The following is a 2,068-nucleotide window of genomic DNA, read 5'->3' as shown; positions in this document are numbered from 1 at the left end:
GCGGCCGCTCGGGCGGCAGAAGCGGCTCAAGGCGCTGCCACTGCCGGTCCGTCAACTCGTAACGTGTCACGTTGGATAAATGGGAACTCCAAGCTCCTCATGGAACCCCTTTGCAGACACGCCCTAGGCGCAATCCTGTATTCCGCTCTCACGGCTTATGAGCTCGGCCTCATCAAGATCCTGCCGATGTCCCTGCACTTGATCCTCGACGGGCTCGGCGGGATTGCGCTCGCGGCCTCTCCTTTCCTGTTCGGATTCTCCGATTGGGTCTATTGGCCACATGTTCTCTTCGGGCTCTTTTCGGTTGCGGCAAGCCTCGTCACCCGTATGGAAACAATGCTGCCGACGGGTCGCCGAGAACCCGCCTGAAGACCCAGAATGCTTGATTGACCAAGGCTCCCGAGAGGCGCAGCATCAGGGTCCTCAAGGGAGGCGCCCATGTTCGAACAGGCCGTCCAAGTAAGTGAGGCGTTCCGCGAAAGTGCACATCAGATGCAAGGATCGCTTCATATGGCGCTGAAAGGCTGCCCCGAATGCCGGACGACGCAGATGATTGCGTCCCCCGCTCTCGGCTTCTGCGATGATTGCGGATCGAGCCTCGTCGTGGTGCCGCGCGAGTAAGGCACGACGAAACGGATCGTCTTTCCCGTAGCGGGACCTGCGAACCGCCCTCTATGCTCTGCGTCCGGAGAATCGCATGGCATCGTCTGGGTGGATCGAACGGATACGCGGCCGCATCGGAGCACGTTCTGCGGAATTGAAGCTGGCGCTGCGTGTCACCATCGCCGGCACCCTTGCCTATTCCGTCACGAAGATCCTCGATCTGCCACAGGGCTACTGGGCCGTGATTACGGCCGTCGTCGTGATGCAGGCAAGCGTCGGCGGTTCGCTCAAGGCCGCGGTCGAGCGGTTCAGCGGAACCCTGACCGGGGCGATTTATGGCGGTCTGGTCGCAGCCTTCGTTCCTCACAGTTCACCCTTGAATTTGGGGTTCGCCATGGTCGTGGCCTTGTTTCCCTTGGCGCTTCTGGCAGCGGTGAAGCCGGCATTTCGGGTCGCGCCCATTACCTCGCTCATCATGCTTCTGCCGCCTACCGGACAAGCCATAGGCCCCCTCGCCTCCGCTTTCGATCGGGTGCTGGAGATCACGCTCGGCAATATCGTCGGCGTTGTCGTCTCTGTCTTTATCCTGCCTGCGCGGGCGCATACCCTGATGACCGATGCTGCGGCCAAGGTCGTGTCCCTCAATGCCGAGCTGTTCTCCGTCTTCATCGAGGAACTGACGGCCGGCCCGCAAGGCCGCTCGGCGCTGCAGAAGCTCCATCCCCAGATCCGGTCCGCCTTGAAGAAGGCTGAGGCGGCTGCCGAGGAAGCGACACGGGAAAGAAAGAGCCATCTGACCGAAGCCCCCGATCCGGAGCCGCTCATCCGCACGCTCTACCGGGTGCGGCATGATCTGGTGATGATCGGCCGCGCGGCCTCCACTCCCCTGCCTGCTCCGGTTCGGGATAGGCTCGGCCATTCGCTCATCGCCCTGCATGAGACGACCCGCGCGCTGCTCCTCGATCTCGCGCAAGCACTCCAGCATCGCAAGGCTCCTCCCGACCCCTATGCTTTTCAGGAAGCCTTGAACGCCTTCAGCGGCGAGGCGGAAGCGTTCAGATCGGAGGCTCTCATGCGTGAGCTGCCTGGAAAAACCTTCGGACAGGTCTTCGCTCTCGGATTCGCCTTCGAGCAGTTCAGACTGGACTTAAGCGATCTTTTGCTCCGCACCGAGGATCTGACCTTGGAGCGCGCCCGCAGGCCTGCGGAAAGTTGAACCGCTCATGGATCGAAAATGCAGGTCAGCATCAATGTGGCTTCTCTCCCTCGTCCTCGGCATCGCGCTTCTCTACGCAGGCTTGTGTAGCGCGACGCGCGAATGTGTGAGTAAGGCGACGGCCAGATTTACGAGATGTCGCCTCCGGTTGAAGTCGACCTACCGTGTCACGGGACGACACGGAGGAGCGCATGAGCCGGCTCGATCAGGAGGCTCGCATGACTATCAAGGCATTGGCGGCGCGGGGAG

3 protein-coding genes are annotated in these 2,068 nt (G+C 61.7%); all 3 read left to right on the top strand.

What is annotated here, in order from left to right:
• Window positions 1–369, top strand: a 369-nt coding sequence (locus tag FS320_RS42245) for an SPW repeat domain-containing protein (protein ID WP_210252252.1), incomplete at its 5' end; no start/stop codon positions are given.
• A gap of 69 nt (window positions 370–438) precedes the next feature.
• Window positions 439–621, top strand: a complete 183-nt coding sequence (locus FS320_RS42240; RefSeq protein ID WP_152718503.1) for a hypothetical protein — start codon at window positions 439–441, stop codon at window positions 619–621.
• A 76-nt stretch (window positions 622–697) separates the two neighbouring features.
• Window positions 698–1,819, top strand: coding sequence for an FUSC family protein (locus FS320_RS42235; RefSeq protein ID WP_152718502.1), 1,122 nt, complete (start codon window positions 698–700; stop codon window positions 1,817–1,819).
• Window positions 1,820–2,068: the final 249 nt, after the last annotated feature.

The sequence above is a fragment of the Microvirga tunisiensis genome (assembly GCF_009296175.1).
Lineage (GTDB): Bacteria > Pseudomonadota > Alphaproteobacteria > Rhizobiales > Beijerinckiaceae > Microvirga > Microvirga tunisiensis.
This window is presented reverse-complemented; position numbering and strand designations above follow the sequence as displayed.